The sequence below is a fragment of the Negadavirga shengliensis genome (genome assembly GCF_042652345.1).
Taxonomy (GTDB): domain Bacteria; phylum Bacteroidota; class Bacteroidia; order Cytophagales; family Cyclobacteriaceae; genus Negadavirga; species Negadavirga shengliensis.
Map to the genome: position 1 here is coordinate 223,431 of NZ_JBHSJJ010000001.1, position 18,816 is coordinate 242,246.

An 18,816-nucleotide genomic window follows, 5' to 3' on the forward strand; every position below is an offset into this window, starting at 1 on the left:
GTCCAAAAACAGGCTTGGCCTTTTAGCGTTTAATCAGGAACTTATCATTCCGCTAATCCCTTATTTATAGAGGTCAAGCGCAAGCACAAAATACCGAACAATGAGTGCACGAAATATAATATACAGCATCGCGGCAATTTTCCTGGTTTCATTCCCTGTCTTGGGGCAGGTTATTTCCCCTCCCCAATGGGACATTCAGCTTTCCAACCCCAATCCTGAACCCGGAGAGGAAACCGAACTGATCCTTAAAGCCAGCATTCCCAATGACTGGTACATCTATTCCAATGATTTTGATCCGGATCTGGGTCCGCTGTTGACGATACTTTCGCTGGACGACTCCGAAGGCATCAGCCCTGCAGGTGAGCTTGAGGCCATCAACCCTAAAACAAAATACGAGGAGATCTGGGAAGGTGATGTCACTTATTTTGACAAAACCGGTGAATTCAGACAGGCCATAAAGATAAATTCCCCCGATGCGGTCATCAAAGGCACTATAGAGTACCAGATGTGCTCTGACATCACCAATCAATGCATTAATTATGAGGAAGACTTTACCATCACACTCGGCGGGGAGGTGACGGACACCAATGGGTCAGATGATGCAGGCATCACGCAAGGAGACTTACCCGCGAGAAGCGAAACAGGAAATACCACTCAGTCCATCGTCACTTTCATGATCATCGCTTTTCTGGCCGGTCTGGCTGCCCTGCTGACCCCCTGTGTGTTTCCCATGATACCCATGACGGTGACCTTCTTTACAGGCAGAGCCCGTTCCAGATCCCAGGGCATCCGAAACGCATTCCTATATGGATTTTCCATCATAGCCATTTATACCATTGCGGGAACCATTGTAGCTGCCCTGCAAGGACCTGAATTTGCCAACTGGCTCTCCACTCATTGGGCGCCCAATGTCTTCTTCTTCGCCGTATTTATTTTCTTTGCTTTCGCTTTTTTGGGCATGTTTGAGCTTACCTTGCCCTCGGGTCTGGTAAATAAAATTGATGCCAAGGCGGATAAGGGTGGCATGGCCGGTATCTTCTTTATGGCCTTTACTTTGGTTTTGGTGTCCTTTTCTTGCACAGGTCCTATCGTGGGATCCATCCTGATCAGCTCAGCCGGGGGAGAACTGGTAAAACCCGTCGTAGGCATGTTTGCTTTTTCCTTGGCTTTTGCTCTTCCATTTACCCTTTTCGCCGTATTCCCGGAATGGCTCAATTCTCTTCCCAAGTCAGGGGGATGGCTTAATTCCGTCAAGGTGGTCCTTGGCTTTCTGGAACTTGCGCTTGCCTTCAAATTCCTCAGCATAGCGGATCAGGTTTACCACTGGGGACTCCTGGACCGGGAAGTCTACCTCGCCATCTGGATTGTCATCTTTGCTTTGCTGGGTCTTTATCTTTTGGGGAAAATCCGGCTACCGCATGACAGTCCGATGGAACACATCGGTGTGCCCAGACTGATGCTAGCCATTGTCACTTTGGTCTTTGTCGTTTATCTCATACCCGGCATGTGGGGAGCTCCCCTGAAGGCTCTTAGTGGTTACCTTCCCCCCATGTCTTCCCATGACTTTGACCTGGTAAAGATCAGCCGGGAAAACATTTCCTCCGAAGCCCGGACCTTGGACGATGTGCCCAAATACGCTGATTTCCTCCATTTCCCCCACGGCATACAGGGATACTTTGACTATAATCAGGCATTGGCGGCGGCCAAAAGACAGAACAAGCCACTATTTATTGATTTTACGGGCCATGGCTGTGTCAACTGCCGTGAAATGGAAGCCAGGGTCTGGTCCGATCCGAGGGTATTGAAAAGACTGAAAGAGGATTTTGTGATGGTGGCGCTTTATATAGATGAACGGCACACCCTTCCGGAATCCGAATGGTACACTTCCGATTATGATGGCAAGGTAAAAAGCACCATAGGAAAACAAAACGCCGATCTGCAGATACGGCGGTTCAACAACAACGCACAGCCGTACTATGTCGTTCTTGACCACAACGAGGAGTTGCTCGCAGAACCTAAAGCCTATGATACCAACATACAAAACTTTATTGATTTTCTTGACGGGGCCAAATCCGCATTTGAAAGGAACCAAGGCTTTTCAGTGCTTCAATAAGAACCCTAAAGGCAAGTAATCCAGGTCCTGAAAATCCGCCCATAGGGGCCGGGGATTCCTCCGGAACCATAATTCCACCCGCCACGCGGGTTTTCCTACTGTTTAAAATCTTCGATACTTGGTGACGAACTTAAATTATAAAATAATCTCACCTTTCTTCCGGTTATTGTTTTTATTGCCGTCCTCTGTCTTGACGATCAGGTGATATTTTAACCTTCTCTTTTTGGAAACATCAAACTTTTCCTCCGAAGTATAGACGATGGATTTTCCGGGCTCCAACGGGGAAGTGACGGTTTCAAAACTCACCATTCTTCCATTTACCTTGAAAAACACCATATAGCTTCCTTCTGGAGCCGTCTGGCTACCTACGTTGCTGATGACATAGGTGAAGTACCGCTCCCCTGATTCCGTCTTCTTACAGACCACTTCAGAAGCTTCTAAATCAAAACTAAAACCCTGATTACCAGTAGATTGACTCATCAACAAAGCCATCATAAAAAACTGCGCTACGCTCAATAAAACCATATCCCTTACATTTTAATTACTCCCTAAAGTTATAAAAAAAGCCCGATCCTGACAGGACCGGGCAAAATTTATTTTTTACTGTACTTTCTGTTAATTATTGGCAGGAGGTGTGATGCCCAATTTCGCCAACACCAACTCCGTAAAAGGATCATCTTCTTTGGTGTAAAGCAAGACCGGTGACTGTCCGGCAGTCTCCGAGAAAACATGGGTATAGTTGTTTTCAGCGGCTACCGCATTGATGGCGTTGAATACTTTTTCCTGTAGGGGCTCCAACAACTCCTGAAGCTTCCGCTGATAAGAGGTCTGTGCATCTTCCCTGAATTTTTGAAGTTCCTGATCCAATCTTTGCAGCTGCTGTTCTTTTTCATTTCTGGCTTCCTCGGTCATGGTAGAAGCAGACTGCTGATACGTCTGTAATTGTCTTTGAAAATCCTGACCTTTTGTCTGCATCTGCTGGCCAAGTTGATTGCTATAGTCCTGGATATCAGCATCGATTTGTTCCATTTCCGGCATCAGGCTCATGATGTATTCCACATTGGTGTATCCGATTTTGAGCTCCTGAGCACTGGCTACAAATCCAAAGCAAAGCATTGCAACTGCCGATAGGATGATTTTTGCTTTCATAATGTTAAACTTTGTTAATTTTAATTGTTTTCTTCTAATCCTAATTCTTCTAATACAAATTCTGAATAATCATGCCTGGGGTCCGTATAAATCATGGCCGTCGGACTGGATGCTTTATCGAAAAGAATCGCGATTCCGTTCCGCTTGGAAACCCGGTCTATGGCATCGTAAATCTTGGATTGGAGCGGCTGCAACAGTTCCGATTGTTTTTGGAAATACTGCCCGTTGACCCCAAAAATCCGGTTTTTGAACGCCGTAGCTGCCTTTTCTTTTTCCTTGATCAAAGCCATCCTTTCCTGGTACATCTCTTCTGTCAGCAGTACTTCCTCCGCCTTTAAAGCATTGTACATTTCCTTGATTTCACTCTCCAATTTCTGTGCCTCTTTTTTCCACTCATCCCCCAGGCTTTCCATCTCCCCCTGTATCTTCTTATAGTCCGGATGTTTGTTCAGGATATACTCTGTATCCACATACCCGATTTTTTGGCCCATCAGGGCAAACGGAAAAAGGCAAAGCAAAAGTAACAATTTCAGGCATTTTTCCATAATTATCTGAATTGCTGTCCGATGGTAAAGTGGAACATTCCTCCGCTGGGTCCAGGGTTGGGATTGGCGATGGAAGGCACGCCGTCAAATCCATAGCCCCAATCTATCCCCAGCAAGCCAAAGGCCGGCATGAATATCCTGGCACCAAAACCGGCGGATTTCTTAAGATCATAAGGATTGAAATCCCCGTAATTCCCCCAGTTGTTACCCGCTTCGGCAAAACCCAACAGGAAGATGGTGGCAGATGGATTGGGGGATACCAAAAACCTCACTTCCATCACATGTTTGTTATAGACCACCCCGCCGTAGGGAACGGGGGCTCCGGGCTGTCCCCTAAAATCACGTCCGGGAGTAATGGACTGGTTCTCGTATCCCCTTAGACCAATGATCTCCTGACCCAGGGCAAAGTTCATCATGTTCATCCCATCTCCACCCAATACGAATCTTTCCAGGGGAATGATGCCTATTCGGTTTCCATAGGAGCCAACAAAACCCATATGGGTTCTGGCGCTCAGCACCAGCTTATTGGAGCCAAATAGCGGAGTGTAGAGGGAGGCATCGAACATCCATTTATGGTATTCCAGCCACTGGTATTTCTCTTCATCCGGTGACTCCCTGTTGATATTGGGATTCATGGAAGTATAAGGCGGTGTAAAGCTGGAACTCAATATAATGTTTGACCCGAGTCTGGGATAAATCGGGTTATCGATATTGTTTCTGGCGATGGTCGTGTTGAGTGCAATACTTCTGGCGGTTCCTGTATTGTAACTCAGGCCAAAGAAATTGCCGTATTCATCAAAATCGTAAACCTGAAACTGCAGGTTATTGCTCACCTGGAAATAGTCATCCGGCCAGGTAACCCTTTTGGCCAAGCCGATGGTGGCCCCCGTGATTTTGAAAGACCCCATTTCCCGGCCAAAATTAGCCTGGTTCCACATGTCGATTTGCCGTTGTACCGAATGGTTAAAGCTCACGCTAAGGGCATTGGGTTTTTTGCCTCCAAACCAGGGCTCGGAAAAGGAAATGCTGTAGTTCTGGAAACTCCGGCCGTTGGCCTGCACCCTGAGAGACAGCTTCTGTCCATCCCCTACCGGAAGAGGCCGCCATTTGGAGAAATCCTTGATGTTTCTGATCGAGAAATTATTAAAGCTCAGCCCGACTGTCCCCACGAAGCCAAAGAGACCTCCCCAGCCACCGGATAACTCGATCTGGTCGTTGGGTCGTTCCTCCAACTTGAAAACAATATCCACCGTGGCATCCTCAAAGTTGGGGCGCATATCAGGTTCGATGTTTTCCGGATCAAAATAGCCGATCTGCGAAAGCTCCCGGATGGTCCGTACCAAAGCACTCCTGTTGAACTTCTGGCCCGGAAGTATCCTGATTTCCCGCATGACCACATGGTCACTTGTCCTCTCGTTTCCCTCTATGGACACGCTGTTTACCGTCACCTGAGGCCCCTCAAAGATCCTCATCTCGATATCGATGGAGTCTCCCTGTACATTGACTTCCACAGGGTCTATGGTGAAAAAGAGGTAGCCGTCATCCTGGTACAAGGAACTGACATCATCACCGCGCTGAGGATCATAGTTCAATCTTTTGTCCAGTCTTTCCTTGTTGTAGATATCCCCTTTTTGGATACCCAATTTGGCCAATAGCGTTTCACTGGAATGGATATAGTTTCCGGAGAAACTGATATTTCTATAATAGTACTGCCGGCCCTCTTCGATATCAAGTTCAATGTTGATCCGGCTGGCATCAAAATCATAGATGGAATCCCTCACAATCTCGGCATCCCGGTATCCCCGGCTGTTATAAAAAGCGATCACTTTGTTTTTGTCATCCCGGTAATCACTTCTTACGAATTTTGATCCGTTAAAAAAGTTGAGCTTGAAGTTTTTGTTGATGTATTCCTGGATATCATCAGTGGTTACCGGGTTTCTGTAAGCTATGGCTTCTTTGGCCCTTTTGGGAGTGGTATTGAGCAAGCGCGACACCAGATCCTTGAATATATAGACCCTTGCGTGCTCGTTGGTCCCCTTCATTTTCTTCTTGATCTTGCCGTCAGCGATATTCTCGTTCCCTTCTATTTTGATTTCGTTGATGCGGACTTTGCTGCTTTTGTCCACATCAAATCTTAACCTCACACTGTTTGGCAAGGTGGTGTCTCTTTCTTGGATGACTTTTACCTGGGCATTGAGATAGCCTTTGTCCACAAAGTAGTCCCTGATTTTCCTTTGGGCATTGTTGAGCACATCATCCCTCACCACGCGGCCTCTGATAGACACTTTATCCTTTAGTTCCCCCTCCTGCGTTTTGTTCACACCGGAAAACTCCACCCGGCTAAACCTCGGTCTTTCGGTCAGGTCGAGCAGGAGGTAAATGTCATCCCCTTCGATTTTGGTGACCAGTATCTTGACATCACCGATGATCCCCTGTCCCCAGAGCTTTTTCAGAGCGTTGGAGGTGGCATCGCCCGGCACGCTGATTTCATCATCCACACGCAAGCCCGCCAGGGAAATGATGGCCGTTTCGTCCAAGGTACTGAGCCCCACAGCCTCAATTCCTGCTATCCTGAATTTCTTGGGTTTGGAATAATCCAAATCTATAATATTTACAGGCTTCTGGGTGGAATACCGGCTTTGTCCCAGCCTGATCTGGGCTTCTGCCACTCCGGCCAAAAGCAGTAAGTAAATAATTATAAAACCTCTTTTCATGTAAATCAATTTTTTGCAGCCATTACTTGTCATGGCCAACTCATCCGATTGGATATGCTCTCCACAATCCACTTTTTTGGTGACAGGTCAAAAATCCGATTTGATCTGCGCCCCGGTTTTTCCAAAGCGTCTTTCACGCTTCTGGTATGAAAGGATCGCTTCATGCAGGTCCTTTTTCCGGAAATCCGGCCATAGTACCTCTGTAAAGTACAGTTCTGTATAAGCCAGTTGCCAGAGCATAAAATTGCTGATACGCAATTCCCCACTTGTCCTGATCAACAATTCCGGGTCGGGGATTCCGGCAGTGTTCAAATGATCAGCTATCATTGCGGGATCTATTTCCTCAGCCGAAATGTCATTGCTGATTACTTTTTTGACAATTCCCTTCATCGCCTCGGCAATCTCCCACCTGCCGCTGTAGCTTAAAGCCAACACCACCGTAAGACCTGTATTGTTTTGGGTTTCTGCTATTGCTTTTTCCAGGTGGGTTTGACAAAAGCCCGGCAGACTTTTGGTATCCCCGATGGTGGACAGCCTGATATTGTTTTTCATCATGGTAGGCACCTCATCGGTAATTGCCTGAACCAATAAACCCATCAGTGCTTCCACTTCTTCTTTTGGTCTGGACCAGTTTTCTGTAGAAAAAGCATACAGGGTAATAAATTTAACCCCCAGTTCTGCCGCTCCTTCTATGGCTTCTCTCACAGCTGTCATGGCATTCCGATGACCGAATATCCTCATGGCACCTTTTTTTTGGGCCCACCGGCCGTTGCCATCCATGATTATCGCAATGTGTTGGGGGATATTATCCTTGTTGATCTTTTCCTTCATTCCAATACAGATCCAAACTTAATTTTTTTTTGAGCTACAAAAATGTCATTTCTTTTTTAATAATTCTATCCTAAGGATCAATTATTAATAGTTAAAGCATTTTACCTGATGGAAGGAGTAGCTAATGGTAAAACCTAAAAAATAATACCAATCCCGGTCTGCTGAGTTTCCGAAATTGAAACCATTGGGATTTATGCCTGTATATCCGGTACCCGGTATTTCTTCAAATCTATCCACGTACTTAGGTTCATCAGCGGCAAACTGCTTTTCATCTCCTATCCGGTCCAGATAATCGCTGAAAGTCGCCCTTATCCCGGCTTCCACAGAGACAAAGACCCTTTCCTTCAGCTTGTACTTGACCCCAAACCCGAACGGAACAACCGGTGTCCAAACCCGGTAGCTGTCCGACTTGTACTCCAGTTCCCCTTCATAGCCTTGCCCGTTTCCGAAGAATACAGAATAGCCCAAGCCAAAAAAACCAAAAGGGGAAAACCTGGTATAGGAATGATAGGATAAGTAATCCAGGAAGTGGAATTCCATCATTGCCGATGCTTCCACCAATGTTCCCCTGAAATGGGCGTTTCGATGTACTGCCACAGGATCGATCGGGCGGATGCTGTCTGCCGCATTCAAGCGGCCCACGGTAATCCCTCCTCTCAGACTCCAGGCATTGTCAAAATTTCGTCTGCCAAATAACGTCCCTTGAATACCGATCTGGGTAGGATCAATCCTTCTGATGATATCACCGGTATAGGTTCCTGCTCCTAAACCCACGCCAACTTCATACTGTTGGCCTGCCGCGTCCGGGGTCAGTAAAACACCTAACGACCCCATAATCAGCAATATACATACTTTATAATACTTGGTGATATTCAAGTTGACGCAATTTATAAACTACCTAACGAATAAAAAACCCTCCTGCGTATTAAGGGGGTTAATTTTTGTTAAAACTAATTTCTCATGTCATAGCCCCAGTTCAGCTTTTGTCGTAGGGTATCAAAAAAGCTGTAATTCTGGAACTTAACCAATTTAGCAACAAATTTCTCTTTTTTGAGCTTCAAATCAACGGAGGCATCAATGGCAGTAGATCTGGAGTCTAAAGATACCAGAAACTTTTCACTTCTCCCCTCTATTTTGAAAGAGATTTCACTTTCATCAGATACTACCATGGGCCGCACATTGAGGTTGTGGGGACTTACCGGAGTAATTACAAAATTTTTTGCCGACGGGGAGATCAGTGGCCCCCCGCAACTCAGAGAATAGCCCGTGGAACCTGTGGGGGTAGAAACGATCAACCCGTCTGCCCAATAGCTGTTCAGGTACTCATTATTGATATAGGTGTGCACCGTGATCATGGAAGAGGTATCCCGCTTGTGGATGGTAAATTCGTTGAGACCGAAATTCAGCCCTTCAAACAGGGGGGGACTGGATTCCAAACGCACCAGGCTTCTGTCTTCCAAAGAAAAATTGTTGTTGATCAAATCTTTGGCCGCCCATTCAATATCTTCTTTTGCTATGGTGGCCAAAAAACCCATCCTGCCGGTATTGATGCCCACCACCGGGATTTCATAAGGCCCAATATAACATACCGTGTCCAACAAAGTGCCGTCTCCGCCGATGGATATGGCAAAATCGATTTCTTCGAGCTCCTCTTTTGAACGGATTGCCTGAAGCCCAAAACCATTAAACCCGGTCTTGTTCATTGACTTCAAGCACATGGGAGTGAGGAAGAGCTGAATATCATGGCCCCGGAAAATTTTTACCAACTGCTCTACATGAGATTTGAATTCGGACTGGACGTTGAGGCCGTGTAAAATAATATTCATGAAATGTCAAATATCTAAAAAACGCAGCAGGTTGCCCAATCTGTCCTGTTCGCTGGTAATCCATGCATCTTCCTGATAATGATCAATTACCTTGTATCCGAACCTTTCCAAAGTGGCTTTTATATGGCGCAACTCCGTCCTGTCCACCTTGAGGGTGACCTTTATCTTACTGTCATCCAGTGGATCATTGGAAATAAAACTGCTCAAAATTTTTGTGTTTTCCGACTCTATTACCCTGGCAATATCATAAAGGCTGTAATCCGTCATGAACATGGAAAGAATGAGTACCCCTCCCTGGGATTGGATGGATATGGTGTCCGTAAAAGCCGTAATGGCGTCTTCAATGGTCACCACACCTAAATATTTCAGGTCTTTGTCCACTACGGCAACCATGGACGTCTGGTTTTCCGAAGACACCCTAAGGACTTCATAAATATGTCTGTCCATCTGTACCACGCTGGAGGAGGCAGAAAGCTCCACTTCAGCTATTGTGAGTTCCGGATTATTGATCTCGTAGATCATATCATCGGTAATGAGGCCTTTGAACAGGCCCTGATCTACCACAGGCAACACATCTGTTCTGATCTCCTCCATCCAGGATAGCGCCATTTTTACCTTATCGGTAAATTTCAGCGGGGGGATCAGATTATTGATGAATTCGTAGGCCTGCATAATGGATAAAGATATTAAAATGTCTCGAAAAATAAAACGAACTTAGGTAGGGCTTGGTTTATTTCTACCCAAAAATTGCAAAAATTTCATATTAAAAGTTAACTCTGGCAAGAAAATCCGTTACCGCGATGTACTTTACCCAGCTATGGATGAGTTCAAAACCAAACTGGGTCAGGTGGGCCTCCGGGTGAAACTGCAACCCAACAACGGGAAAATAAGTATGGGCAATGGCCATGACTTCTTTTTGTCGGGTCTCCAGGAGAACGTTGAGGGTCGGGGGCAGCTCCTTTAACTCCAGGGAATGATACCGGGTAACTTCAAAGGTATCGGGAAGGCCATCCAATATCACGTGTGGGCAAACCTGCCGTACCGTCGATACTTTTCCATGCATGGGCCGCTCGTTCACGGCGAGCCTGCCGCCGAAAAATGTCCCTATCGCCTGATGACCGAGGCAAATACCCAGCACCGGGATTTTGTCATGATAATAGCCAAGTATCTCCATGAGGTTTCCGGCTTTCTCCGGTGTTTCAGGGCCGGGGGAAATGACAAGCGCCTCATATGGACGCCGTTTCAAAGCTTCCAGGGATACATCATTGCGGACGATCTCCAGTTCTACCCCCGTCCGCAAAAAATAGTCTGCCAGAATATGGGAAAAGGAATCGAAATTATCAACCAGTAGTATCACCTGAAGTGCTGTTTACAAGTTCCTGAATGGTTTCTATGGCTTTGTCTACGACGGGGGTGTAATTGTCCAGTATGCCCACAAGGGTCGGGGCCACCGGCACTACCAAAGGATAAATCACCGAGTCTTCCACGAGCTCTTTAGGGAAATTGAATTCAAAGGATTTGGCCACCCAAATCAGCAAGCTGATCATCACCACCCATTTGAACATACCCAAAATGGCGCCCGCAAAGCTATCGAAGGTGCCTAGAATAGTCAAATCAAGTGTCTTCTTTACCAAGAAAGCCAAAATTCTGATGGTAACCGTCACCACTAAAAAAATCAGAATAAAAGCAATAAAGGGCAACATGAAGGTAAGGCTTTCCACTTTTTCGGACAGAAGTTCCGCGCCCCAGTGCATAAACCTAAACGCCAGGATAATGCCTATAAAAAAGGCCACGATAGACAATAGCCCGATGAAAAGGCCTTGTCGGTAACCGCTATACCCGCCAATGGCCAACATAATCAATATAACAATGTCTATCGTGCTCAACACCTTAAGATAAAAGGGCTTTTACTTTTGCAGAGATGGCTTTTCCGTCCGCCTTCCCCGCTAATTTTTTGGTAGCTACCCCCATCACTTTTCCCATGTCCCCGGGCCCAGCCGCGCCTGTTTCCTGGATGATCTCCCTGAGAGCCGCTTCCAGTTCCTCTTCGGTAAGCTGCTTGGGAAGAAATTCGTTGATTACATTCAGTTCTGCCACTTCCAGGGAGGCCAGATCCTTTCTGTTTTGCTTCTCGAAAATCTCAATAGAGTCTCTTCTTTGTTTGGCTGCCTTGGTAAGGATCTGCATCTCTTCGGCTTCTGTGATGGCTTTATCACTTCCTTTGGTTTCTTCCAGCAAAATAAGGGATTTGATCGCCCGGAGTGCCCTCAGCCTGTCTTTGTCCTTGGACAACATGGCCTGTTTGATTTCATTTTCGATATTTTCTTTAAGACTCATGATCTTTAATTAGGGTTTATGATAAAACTAAATTAAATTCCATTATGGTTTTTATAAATATAAGAAAGCAGTCGCTATGATAACTTCCCCGGATTCCCTATGTTGTCAGAGAATCTGTATTTTTGTTGCAAAATTAGATTATAATTTGGTACATGACGAAATTAAGCGTAAATATTAATAAAATAGCTACCCTAAGAAACGCGAGGGGCGGCAACAACCCTAACCTGCTGCAGGTGGCGCTGGACGCAGAGACTTTTGGGGCAGAGGGAATCACAGTACACCCCCGACCCGATGAAAGGCATATCCGTTATGATGACGTGATGATGTTGAAAGACAAAATCACCACAGAGTTCAACATTGAAGGGTATCCTGATAAAAGGTACATGGAGATCATCCGTATTGCCAAACCCGCGCAGGCCACCCTGGTGCCTGATCCGCCGGAGGCCCTCACTTCCAATACGGGATGGGACACCCTTCGTCATGCGGATTTCCTTAAAGACATCATTGCAGAACTTCATGACTACGGTGTCAGAACCTCCATTTTTATCAATCCGGAAGCAAAATATTTTGAACCTGCAAAAAATACCGGAACGGACAGGGTTGAGCTTTACACCGAACCTTATGCCGGCCTTTACCATCGTGCGAGGGAAAAAGCAGTGGCGCCTTACGTGGAAGTTGCTCTTTTGGCCAAAGAGCTGGGACTTGGACTGAATGCCGGGCATGACCTGGACCTGCACAACCTCCGGTACCTGAAACAACGCATCCCCTTTCTGGATGAAGTATCCATCGGCCATGCTCTGGTCTGTGACGCCTTGTATTTCGGGCTGGAAAACACCATCCAAATGTACAGGAGACAGCTGGAACCCGACAAAAAGCAATAAGATTTTCAACCAACGTTTAATGAAGATCCGCAGGCAATGGTGATCGGGATGTTTCGAACCGGATTACTGCCTGATGACTACTTGGAAAAACCGCACTCATATTATGAAACTGAATTACAGAAAAACAGGAGATGGAAAACCCTTGGTCATCCTGCATGGCCTTTTTGGATCGGCAGACAATTGGATGAGCGTCGCCAAAGACCTGCAAAAACATTATACCCTTTACCTGGTAGACCAGCGCAACCATGGTGATTCGGGTCACAGTGATGATTGGGATTATAAAGTGATGGCAGAGGATATCAATGACTTGCTGAAAGACAATGAGTTGGACAAAGTATATCTCATGGGTCATTCCATGGGAGGAAAGACCGCCATGAATTTTGCCCTCCTCTATCCGGAAAAAGTCGAAAAACTGATTGTCGCTGATATCGCGCCCAGATATTATCCTGTCCATCACGAAACCATCCTGGAAGGATTAAATGCCATCGATCTGGAAAAGCTCCAGTCCAGGAAAGAAGCCGATGAAAAACTGGCAGAGCACATTGAAGACCGAGGAATAAGACAGTTTCTTTTAAAAAGCCTGACCCGAAAGGACGGCAAATTTGTTTGGAAAATCAACCTCCCCGTGATCACAAAAAAAATAGAAAACATAGGCGAGCGGCTGGATACAGATAATGTCTTCGGGAAACCTACGTTGTTTATGGGCGGTGCCAATTCCAATTATATACAAGACAAAGACAAACCCGATATCGACCGGATTTTTCCCAACAACCATTTGGTCTTTATCAAGGAGGCAGGCCATTGGCTTCATGCCGACCAACCCGAAGCGGTGGCGAAGACGGTGAAAGCATTTCTGGGATAAAACCGGTTGAAAAAAATTCTTGTTTTCCTATACCTTTTACCACTGTAATATACATCAGAAATAGGATATCCTCATGAAAGCAAAAAAAAAGGTTCATCTGGTATTAGGAAGTGGTGGTGCACGAGGTATCACGCATATTGGGGTCATAGAAGAACTTGAAAGGAATGGTTTTGAAATCATCAGTGTTGTGGGATGTTCGATGGGAGCAATCGTCGGAGGCTTATATTGTGCTGGTTTTCTAAATATTTATAAAAAATGGTTGCTGACCCTCACCAGGTCCAAAGTCTTCAACTTGTTTGATTTCACCTTTACCAACAATGGGTTTTTAAAGGGGGAAAAAATCATTTCCAAGCTCCAGGAATTAACAGGAGATCAAAATATTGAAAAGTTTGCCATAAAATTCACAGCGGTAGCCACTGATGTATTACACAAAAAAGAAGTCCATTTCTGCAACGGAAATCTCTATAAGGCACTTAGGGCCTCCATGGGCATTCCGGGTGTTTTTACGCCCATGTATGAAGATGATACATTTTTGGTAGATGGAGGGGTACTTAACCCCTTACCACTTAATTTGGTCAAAAAATGCCATCCCGATGAATGGATAATCGCAGTTAACCTGAATGGAAACAATCCCATAATTCTTCCTGAAGATAACGAAAGTGTATTTAAAAATTGGCCTTGGCTTAAAGATCTCAATTTGTCCATTGTCAACATCAACAAAACCAAAGAGGTAAAAAAAATTCCTTATTTCACCATTATCGATCTAATAAGTACCTCTTATGATTTTACACAGGACAGATTGGTCGAATTGATGATACAGCTTTATCCACCAAATATCCTTGTCGAAATCCCGAGGAATGCCTGCAAGGTGTTTGACTTTCACAAAGCTGCTGAATTGATCACTATGGGAAAAAATCTCACTGAAAAAGCTTTGGAAGGAAACATACGGCTTTTGAAAGAATAACAAATCTGACAAGCAACCTGGAAAAAGAACTAACCTCCAAATTTACGCCATAAATAAAGGAGAAATGTCAGTAAAATACTTATTAAAATGGAAATCCCCAATGGAAAATAGAAGGTGAACCGCTCCTTTTTTATCACAATATCTCCGGGCAACGGCTTCATATCCGGGAACTTATTCAGGAAATACAATACCAGTCCCGCCAAAACCATAAGCAGCCCGGTTATCACCAATAATTTCGCAATTCCGCCCATATTGTTTTCCATAACCCTGATTCAAATCATTTGGCTCGTGCGTCCTACAGGGGCAAATGTCAACAACCTCCTTTTGTGAAAGCGTCCTTTTTCACAAGCGCCCCGTGTACAAATTACGAAAATCGGAATCTCCGCCGATAATAAATCAGTATTTTTGAAAAAAAAATCCACAATCCCGCAACCATGATCTCCACCGGAAAACTTTATCTGATTCCGAACGTTTTGGCCGAAAGCACGGCCTCCCATGTGATTTCGCCTCAAGTAAAGGAGGTCATCAGCCAAACCCGGTACTTTTTAGTGGAAAATTTCCGTACAGCCCGCCGCTATATCAGCAGCCTGAAGTTAGGGGTGGACCTGGAAGAGGTGCATATGGAATTGTTGGACAAAAAGACGCCCATGGCTGCTGTTGAGAAGCTACTTGCCCCCGCCTTAAACGGTGAGGACGTCGGGATCATTTCAGAAGCGGGCTGTCCGGGAATAGCCGACCCAGGCGCTGTGGCAGTGGCAGCAGCCCATCGCCAAAACATCCAGGTAGTTCCGCTGGCCGGGCCCTCATCCATGTTTATGGCGCTAATGGCTTCCGGTTTTAACGGACAAGCGTTTACCTTTCACGGATACCTCCCCATAGACAGGAAAGAAAGACTAATGCTCCTCAAGTCACTGGAAAACCAAACCAAAAGGGATGGGAGCACCCAGATGTTTATGGAAACCCCTTTCAGGAACCAGAAACTGATGGAGGACCTCGTTCAACATTTGCAGCCCGACACGTTATTGTGCATTGCCGCCAACATTACTGCTAAAGACGAGTTTATCCGTACGCTGCGCGTGGTTGATTGGAAAAAAAAGTTGCCTGACCTTCATAAAATTCCCACAGTATTTCTGCTTTCTAAACCCGCGTAGCGGGTGAAATTATTGTACTCAGAGATGGAAATCCCGAATCCTATGGACGGATTTGAGAATATTTTGACGTGGTTTTTTGCGGGGAACGAAGCAAAAACCATGGCAAAATCCCAACCGGAGTTGAAAATCATATATAGCGGCGTCAACTAATCCTATACTACTTGAAATAATACCTCAATGCCAAGTTGGGCTGGTCCAGAAAAGCATGCATGGTAAATTTCCAAGTGTTTGCATATCCAGCCATCTTCTCCTGTTGCAGGCTCCGGTGATGTGTCATGGAAAGCGAACTCTCCGCCAGGATCAGTTCCAGGCTCCATCGGTTGCTTGGGAAAAAGGCCAATCCCGCATTCCCGAACAACCCAAAATCGTGTTCTTCAGTAAATGTTTCACTTATAGCGCCACTGTTTGTGTACCTGCTTTGCCTTTCACGGTACTGGTACTTTGGCCCGTAGGTAGTGATCAAGTATAATTTGGGCTGTAGCGGAACATGTATTCTCAGTCCGCTGAATACGGTAAAATCTGTCAGACGGCTCTCCCCGCTATCGCCGTTCCTGCTTTCATTGTTATACAATGACCTGTTGTAGCCTGCTCCGCTGATGATGCTGATCCGATCCCTGAAAAAATAGGCGTATTCGGGATAAAAAAAGAGGCCCCTGTTTGTATTTGTAAACGAGGATAAGGAGCCGAAAGATGATGTCCTTTCAGACAGGCCAAAGGTCAATCCGATCGCACGGGTGCCTTTTTCTATCTGGGCAGCTGCTGGTAAACTTATCAGAAAATAAGTCGCCAGCACCGTTAAAAACAGAAGAAACGCTTTCATTGGCCACCGGGTTTTAAAAAATACATTATGCCGATGGTGGCTTGCGGCTGCAGACTGAGGCTGAGGCTTCTATCTTTACTTTCAATGGCTCGGTCACTTTTGGTCCATCTTTGCCTGAGCCCCCCCAGTGTCAACTCGGCCATCCACTTGGGCCCTATCCTATACGCCATCCCCGGAGCAAGGGCTAAATCAACGGTATAAAAATCATAATCATCTTTTATATTAGTAAGGTATTCCGCCTTGGGCTGGGCAAAAAAGTACAGGTTTTCCGTCAAATTGAAATACTTCCGGTAAAAAAAGCCCAACCCTCCCGCAAGCCTGGTTGTATTGCTTTTATTGCCTTGAGTGTCCACCTGCGTAGAGCGGTTAATGCTGAATAAAGGTATAACCCCTATCGCTGCGCTGCTGCTGAGAAAATATCCGATGGTCGGATTTAAATTGAGTGCCATGTACCTGCTATGGAGGTCATTTTTCTGCTGGCTCCTGGACGCTTCCGTATGAAAACTGCCTCCGATGAACTTATCCCCCTTTTGAAACTGAGCAAAGGTCAAATGGCTGACCAGAAACATGGATGAGAGCAATAAGATGTGTTTCATATCCAAAATGTTTTTGTAAAATCGTTGATAAAAAGACCATTCAGCACATTCCGGCATTGGTTGGGTAAAAATTCTCCTGCTTCAAAGCCCGTGATGATGAGTTTAACGGCTTTTTTAGGAATAAGTTAAAAAAACGGCAAGCAGAATTAAAATTTTATTATTCCCCATTTTTATCCCATTTTCGGGCCATGGATTGGCAATATCTTGTAGAAGGATTCTTGACGGGGATACAGCAAATGTCCCTTTTGGAGGCCATTGCGGTTTTCTTTGGTCTGGCCTCTGTTTTTTTTGCTCTGAGGGAGAATATTCTGGTTTTTCCCACCGGCATCATCAGCACTTTGATGTATGTATGGATATGCTTCCAGGTAAAATTATATGCGGACATGGGGATCAATGCCTATTATTTCAGCATGTCCATTTACGGCTGGTATGTTTGGTCCCATCCCAGGCCAGGCGCCGCAAAGGTACCTGTCAAGTGGCTGAATGCAAAAGGCATTGTATCGGCACTGGCATTGCTGATGGCTTCCTATGGCATATTGTTTTGGGTTTTGTTTACTTTTACGGACAGCGACGTGCCCTATTGGGATGCTTTTACCACCGCTTCTGCCTTTGTAGGGATGTGGCTGATGGCCAAAAAGAAAGTCGAAAACTGGATCGCCTGGATCATCACCGACCTGGTGTCTGTGCCGCTCTATTTTTATAAAGGGCTCATTCTGACCTCTTTTCAATTCCTGGTATTTACCATTCTGGCCGTCATGGGGTTGCTGGCCTGGATAAAATCGGCTAAACATGATGCTTCAACTTCCTAAGCGCGTCGTCATTATAGGACCGGAATCCACCGGGAAAAGCACACTTTGTGCAGCATTGGCGGAAAAAACCGGGGAGCCCTGGGTGCCTGAATATGCCAGAACCTATTTAGAAAACTTAGGAAGACCCTACCGGTATGAAGACCTGCTTGAAATAGCCAAGGGGCAGGTAGGAGAGGAAGATAAGATGGCCATGTTGGCCGATAGGATGTTGTTTTGTGACACCGATCTCCACGTCATTAAAATATGGAGCGAGCACAAATACGGACATACTGATCCTTGGATAGAAAAGGAAATTGCCCGCCGGGAATATCACCTGTACCTGTTGACGGACATCGACATGCCCTGGGAGCCAGACCCTCAAAGGGAATATCCAGATCCGGTCATGAGAAAATATTTTTATGACTGGTATGAAAGCATTTTAAAAGGCACCGGGATTCCTTTAGTTAAAATTACAGGAACTAAAGAAAAACGCCTCGATAAAGCCTACCGTGCCGTTCAGGAAATATTGGGATAATATCTTATTTTTAGCGCAAGCGAGATAAGTATGAAAAAATGATCCGTGTCACGGCATTGAATATCAAAAATACGCAGGATTCCCGGTTTGAAAAAGCCGTGGAAATGCTGCCTTTTTCTATAAAAAGCGAAGTGATGCGTTATAGAAAAAAGGATGATCGATTTACCAGGGTTTTTGGAAAATTGTTACTCAAAGAACAACTGGCTGCTTTTAATTTTGAATCTCACCAAATCACCGATGTACAAAAAAGCACTTTCGGAAAACCCTTTCTGCCTATCGAACTTGAGTTTAATGTTTCCCATTCGGGAGAGTGGGTTGTCTGTGCCGCTTCTACGATTTGTGTTTTAGGGATAGATATTGAAAAAATAAACCCTGAGGCGCCGATGGAAATCCGTGAGTTTTTTACACCGGAAGAGATGTCCCGGATAAATAACGGTGATGACCCGGCATCCGCACTCATTCGGATTTGGACCAGAAAGGAGGCCGTGCTAAAGGCGGAGGGAAGCGGGATCAGCACTGGTTTGGAAAAAGTGGATACCACTACGGATTCTATTGCGTTTGCCGGAAGGCACTGGTTCCTCCAGGATATTTTTCTTGATCCTGCCTACCATTGTGCCCTGGCATCTGAGCGAAAAACAGGACATTCGTTACATATTTTCACACCTGCCCTTCTTTTCGATTGCCTTGGAATGTGAGTTGTTGTC

At 45.5% G+C, this 18,816-nt stretch carries 23 protein-coding genes; 9 read left to right on the plus strand and 14 right to left on the minus strand.

The genetic code is table 11. The features are described 5' to 3' along the window. Positions 1–100: 100 nt before the first annotated feature. Positions 101–2,113 (plus strand): protein-disulfide reductase DsbD family protein, encoded by a 2,013-nt coding sequence (locus ACFPFU_RS00885; protein ID WP_377060575.1) that lies wholly within the window; start codon positions 101–103, stop codon positions 2,111–2,113. Between the two features lie 135 nt (positions 2,114–2,248). Here ACFPFU_RS00885 and ACFPFU_RS00890 read toward each other — a convergent pair whose 3' ends face one another. The 11 genes from ACFPFU_RS00890 to ACFPFU_RS00940 form a co-directional block, all read right to left on the minus strand. Beyond that, complete coding sequence (locus ACFPFU_RS00890; RefSeq protein ID WP_377060577.1) at positions 2,249–2,638, minus strand: hypothetical protein; 390 nt, start codon at positions 2,636–2,638, stop codon at positions 2,249–2,251. Positions 2,639–2,728: 90 nt separating this feature from the next. After that, positions 2,729–3,262: an OmpH/Skp family outer membrane protein gene (locus tag ACFPFU_RS00895; RefSeq protein WP_377060579.1), complete on the minus strand. Its 534-nt coding sequence runs from the start codon at positions 3,260–3,262 to the stop codon at positions 2,729–2,731. 20 nt (positions 3,263–3,282) lie between these two features. Beyond that, positions 3,283–3,807, minus strand: a complete 525-nt coding sequence (locus ACFPFU_RS00900; RefSeq protein WP_377060581.1) for an OmpH/Skp family outer membrane protein — start codon at positions 3,805–3,807, stop codon at positions 3,283–3,285. 2 nt (positions 3,808–3,809) lie between these two features. Continuing rightward, positions 3,810–6,521 (minus strand): BamA/OMP85 family outer membrane protein, encoded by a 2,712-nt coding sequence (locus tag ACFPFU_RS00905; protein WP_377060583.1) that lies wholly within the window; start codon positions 6,519–6,521, stop codon positions 3,810–3,812. An 87-nt stretch (positions 6,522–6,608) separates the two neighbouring features. Continuing rightward, positions 6,609–7,352, minus strand: coding sequence for an isoprenyl transferase (locus ACFPFU_RS00910; protein ID WP_377060584.1), 744 nt, complete (start codon positions 7,350–7,352; stop codon positions 6,609–6,611). A gap of 84 nt (positions 7,353–7,436) precedes the next feature. Beyond that, positions 7,437–8,228, minus strand: coding sequence for a type IX secretion system protein PorG (porG, locus tag ACFPFU_RS00915; RefSeq protein WP_377060586.1), 792 nt, complete (start codon positions 8,226–8,228; stop codon positions 7,437–7,439). A gap of 74 nt (positions 8,229–8,302) precedes the next feature. Next, complete coding sequence (locus ACFPFU_RS00920; RefSeq protein WP_377060588.1) at positions 8,303–9,178, minus strand: NAD kinase; 876 nt, start codon at positions 9,176–9,178, stop codon at positions 8,303–8,305. A gap of 6 nt (positions 9,179–9,184) precedes the next feature. Further along, complete coding sequence (locus tag ACFPFU_RS00925) at positions 9,185–9,850, minus strand: CBS domain-containing protein (protein ID WP_377060590.1); 666 nt, start codon at positions 9,848–9,850, stop codon at positions 9,185–9,187. A 91-nt stretch (positions 9,851–9,941) separates the two neighbouring features. Beyond that, positions 9,942–10,535, minus strand: coding sequence for an anthranilate synthase component II (locus ACFPFU_RS00930; RefSeq protein WP_377060592.1), 594 nt, complete (start codon positions 10,533–10,535; stop codon positions 9,942–9,944). Continuing rightward, positions 10,519–11,067 carry a CvpA family protein gene (locus tag ACFPFU_RS00935; RefSeq protein WP_377060594.1) on the minus strand — a complete coding sequence of 183 codons (549 nt, stop codon included), beginning with the start codon at positions 11,065–11,067 and terminating at the stop codon, positions 10,519–10,521. Before ACFPFU_RS00935 ends, ACFPFU_RS00930 begins: the two co-directional genes overlap by 17 nt. A 1-nt stretch (position 11,068) precedes the next feature. Next, positions 11,069–11,515, minus strand: a complete 447-nt coding sequence (locus tag ACFPFU_RS00940; protein ID WP_377060596.1) for a GatB/YqeY domain-containing protein — start codon at positions 11,513–11,515, stop codon at positions 11,069–11,071. A 152-nt stretch (positions 11,516–11,667) separates the two neighbouring features. Here ACFPFU_RS00940 and ACFPFU_RS00945 point away from each other — a divergent pair, with 152 nt between their 5' ends. From ACFPFU_RS00945 to ACFPFU_RS00955, 3 genes are all read left to right on the plus strand, one after another. Then, a complete protein-coding gene (locus tag ACFPFU_RS00945) occupies positions 11,668–12,396 on the plus strand; it encodes a pyridoxine 5'-phosphate synthase (protein WP_377060597.1) in 729 nt (242 codons plus the stop codon). A 103-nt stretch (positions 12,397–12,499) separates the two neighbouring features. Then, positions 12,500–13,258, plus strand: a complete 759-nt coding sequence (locus ACFPFU_RS00950) for an alpha/beta fold hydrolase (RefSeq protein ID WP_377060599.1) — start codon at positions 12,500–12,502, stop codon at positions 13,256–13,258. Positions 13,259–13,331: 73 nt separating this feature from the next. After that, the gene (locus ACFPFU_RS00955) at positions 13,332–14,222 is read left to right on the plus strand and encodes a patatin-like phospholipase family protein (protein WP_377060601.1); all 891 of its coding nucleotides are present in this window, start codon (positions 13,332–13,334) and stop codon (positions 14,220–14,222) included. Positions 14,223–14,251: 29 nt separating this feature from the next. On the opposite strand, the gene ACFPFU_RS00960 is transcribed toward ACFPFU_RS00955, so the two are convergent. After that, positions 14,252–14,485, minus strand: a complete 234-nt coding sequence (locus ACFPFU_RS00960) for a DUF2905 domain-containing protein (RefSeq protein WP_377060603.1) — start codon at positions 14,483–14,485, stop codon at positions 14,252–14,254. Between the two features lie 171 nt (positions 14,486–14,656). Between ACFPFU_RS00960 and ACFPFU_RS00965 the strand changes: the two genes are divergently transcribed. Beyond that, positions 14,657–15,373 (plus strand): SAM-dependent methyltransferase, encoded by a 717-nt coding sequence (locus ACFPFU_RS00965; protein WP_377060605.1) that lies wholly within the window; start codon positions 14,657–14,659, stop codon positions 15,371–15,373. Between the two features lie 3 nt (positions 15,374–15,376). Then, on the plus strand, positions 15,377–15,523 hold the full coding sequence (locus tag ACFPFU_RS00970) for a hypothetical protein (RefSeq protein ID WP_377060607.1): 147 nt from the start codon (positions 15,377–15,379) through the stop codon (positions 15,521–15,523). 7 nt (positions 15,524–15,530) lie between these two features. On the opposite strand, the gene ACFPFU_RS00975 is transcribed toward ACFPFU_RS00970, so the two are convergent. Both ACFPFU_RS00975 and ACFPFU_RS00980 read right to left on the minus strand, forming a co-directional pair. Beyond that, positions 15,531–16,193 (minus strand): outer membrane beta-barrel protein, encoded by a 663-nt coding sequence (locus ACFPFU_RS00975; RefSeq protein ID WP_377060608.1) that lies wholly within the window; start codon positions 16,191–16,193, stop codon positions 15,531–15,533. Further along, entirely contained in the window at positions 16,190–16,789 is a 600-nt protein-coding gene (locus ACFPFU_RS00980) for a hypothetical protein (protein ID WP_377060610.1), read from the minus strand. Before ACFPFU_RS00980 ends, ACFPFU_RS00975 begins: the two co-directional genes overlap by 4 nt. A gap of 188 nt (positions 16,790–16,977) precedes the next feature. Here ACFPFU_RS00980 and pnuC point away from each other — a divergent pair, with 188 nt between their 5' ends. From pnuC to ACFPFU_RS00995, 3 genes are read left to right on the plus strand one after another with little or no spacing between them, the layout of a single operon-like run. Next, the gene (gene pnuC, locus ACFPFU_RS00985) at positions 16,978–17,598 is read left to right on the plus strand and encodes a nicotinamide riboside transporter PnuC (protein ID WP_377060611.1); all 621 of its coding nucleotides are present in this window, start codon (positions 16,978–16,980) and stop codon (positions 17,596–17,598) included. Continuing rightward, positions 17,579–18,112, plus strand: a complete 534-nt coding sequence (locus ACFPFU_RS00990; RefSeq protein WP_377060613.1) for an AAA family ATPase — start codon at positions 17,579–17,581, stop codon at positions 18,110–18,112. Before pnuC ends, ACFPFU_RS00990 begins: the two co-directional genes overlap by 20 nt. A gap of 38 nt (positions 18,113–18,150) precedes the next feature. Further along, entirely contained in the window at positions 18,151–18,807 is a 657-nt protein-coding gene (locus tag ACFPFU_RS00995; RefSeq protein WP_377060615.1) for a 4'-phosphopantetheinyl transferase family protein, read from the plus strand. Positions 18,808–18,816: the final 9 nt, after the last annotated feature.

Coding starts and splice junctions, on each gene's coding strand:
- ACFPFU_RS00955 (WP_377060601.1), top strand. CDS start 13,332: ATGAAAGCAAAAAAAAAGGTTCATCTGGTATTAGGAAGTGGTGGTGCA.
- ACFPFU_RS00965 (WP_377060605.1), top strand. CDS start 14,657: ATGATCTCCACCGGAAAACTTTATCTGATTCCGAACGTTTTGGCCGAA.
- ACFPFU_RS00960 (WP_377060603.1), bottom strand. CDS start 14,485: ATGGAAAACAATATGGGCGGAATTGCGAAATTATTGGTGATAACCGGG.
- pnuC (WP_377060611.1), top strand. CDS start 16,978: ATGGATTGGCAATATCTTGTAGAAGGATTCTTGACGGGGATACAGCAA.
- ACFPFU_RS00995 (WP_377060615.1), top strand. CDS start 18,151: ATGATCCGTGTCACGGCATTGAATATCAAAAATACGCAGGATTCCCGG.
- ACFPFU_RS00900 (WP_377060581.1), bottom strand. CDS start 3,807: ATGGAAAAATGCCTGAAATTGTTACTTTTGCTTTGCCTTTTTCCGTTT.
- ACFPFU_RS00950 (WP_377060599.1), top strand. CDS start 12,500: ATGAAACTGAATTACAGAAAAACAGGAGATGGAAAACCCTTGGTCATC.
- ACFPFU_RS00905 (WP_377060583.1), bottom strand. CDS start 6,521: ATGAAAAGAGGTTTTATAATTATTTACTTACTGCTTTTGGCCGGAGTG.
- ACFPFU_RS00940 (WP_377060596.1), bottom strand. CDS start 11,515: ATGAGTCTTAAAGAAAATATCGAAAATGAAATCAAACAGGCCATGTTG.
- ACFPFU_RS00980 (WP_377060610.1), bottom strand. CDS start 16,789: ATGAAACACATCTTATTGCTCTCATCCATGTTTCTGGTCAGCCATTTG.
- ACFPFU_RS00895 (WP_377060579.1), bottom strand. CDS start 3,262: ATGAAAGCAAAAATCATCCTATCGGCAGTTGCAATGCTTTGCTTTGGA.
- ACFPFU_RS00910 (WP_377060584.1), bottom strand. CDS start 7,352: ATGAAGGAAAAGATCAACAAGGATAATATCCCCCAACACATTGCGATA.
- ACFPFU_RS00975 (WP_377060608.1), bottom strand. CDS start 16,193: ATGAAAGCGTTTCTTCTGTTTTTAACGGTGCTGGCGACTTATTTTCTG.
- ACFPFU_RS00925 (WP_377060590.1), bottom strand. CDS start 9,850: ATGCAGGCCTACGAATTCATCAATAATCTGATCCCCCCGCTGAAATTT.
- ACFPFU_RS00890 (WP_377060577.1), bottom strand. CDS start 2,638: ATGGTTTTATTGAGCGTAGCGCAGTTTTTTATGATGGCTTTGTTGATG.
- ACFPFU_RS00920 (WP_377060588.1), bottom strand. CDS start 9,178: ATGAATATTATTTTACACGGCCTCAACGTCCAGTCCGAATTCAAATCT.
- ACFPFU_RS00990 (WP_377060613.1), top strand. CDS start 17,579: ATGATGCTTCAACTTCCTAAGCGCGTCGTCATTATAGGACCGGAATCC.
- ACFPFU_RS00885 (WP_377060575.1), top strand. CDS start 101: ATGAGTGCACGAAATATAATATACAGCATCGCGGCAATTTTCCTGGTT.
- ACFPFU_RS00945 (WP_377060597.1), top strand. CDS start 11,668: ATGACGAAATTAAGCGTAAATATTAATAAAATAGCTACCCTAAGAAAC.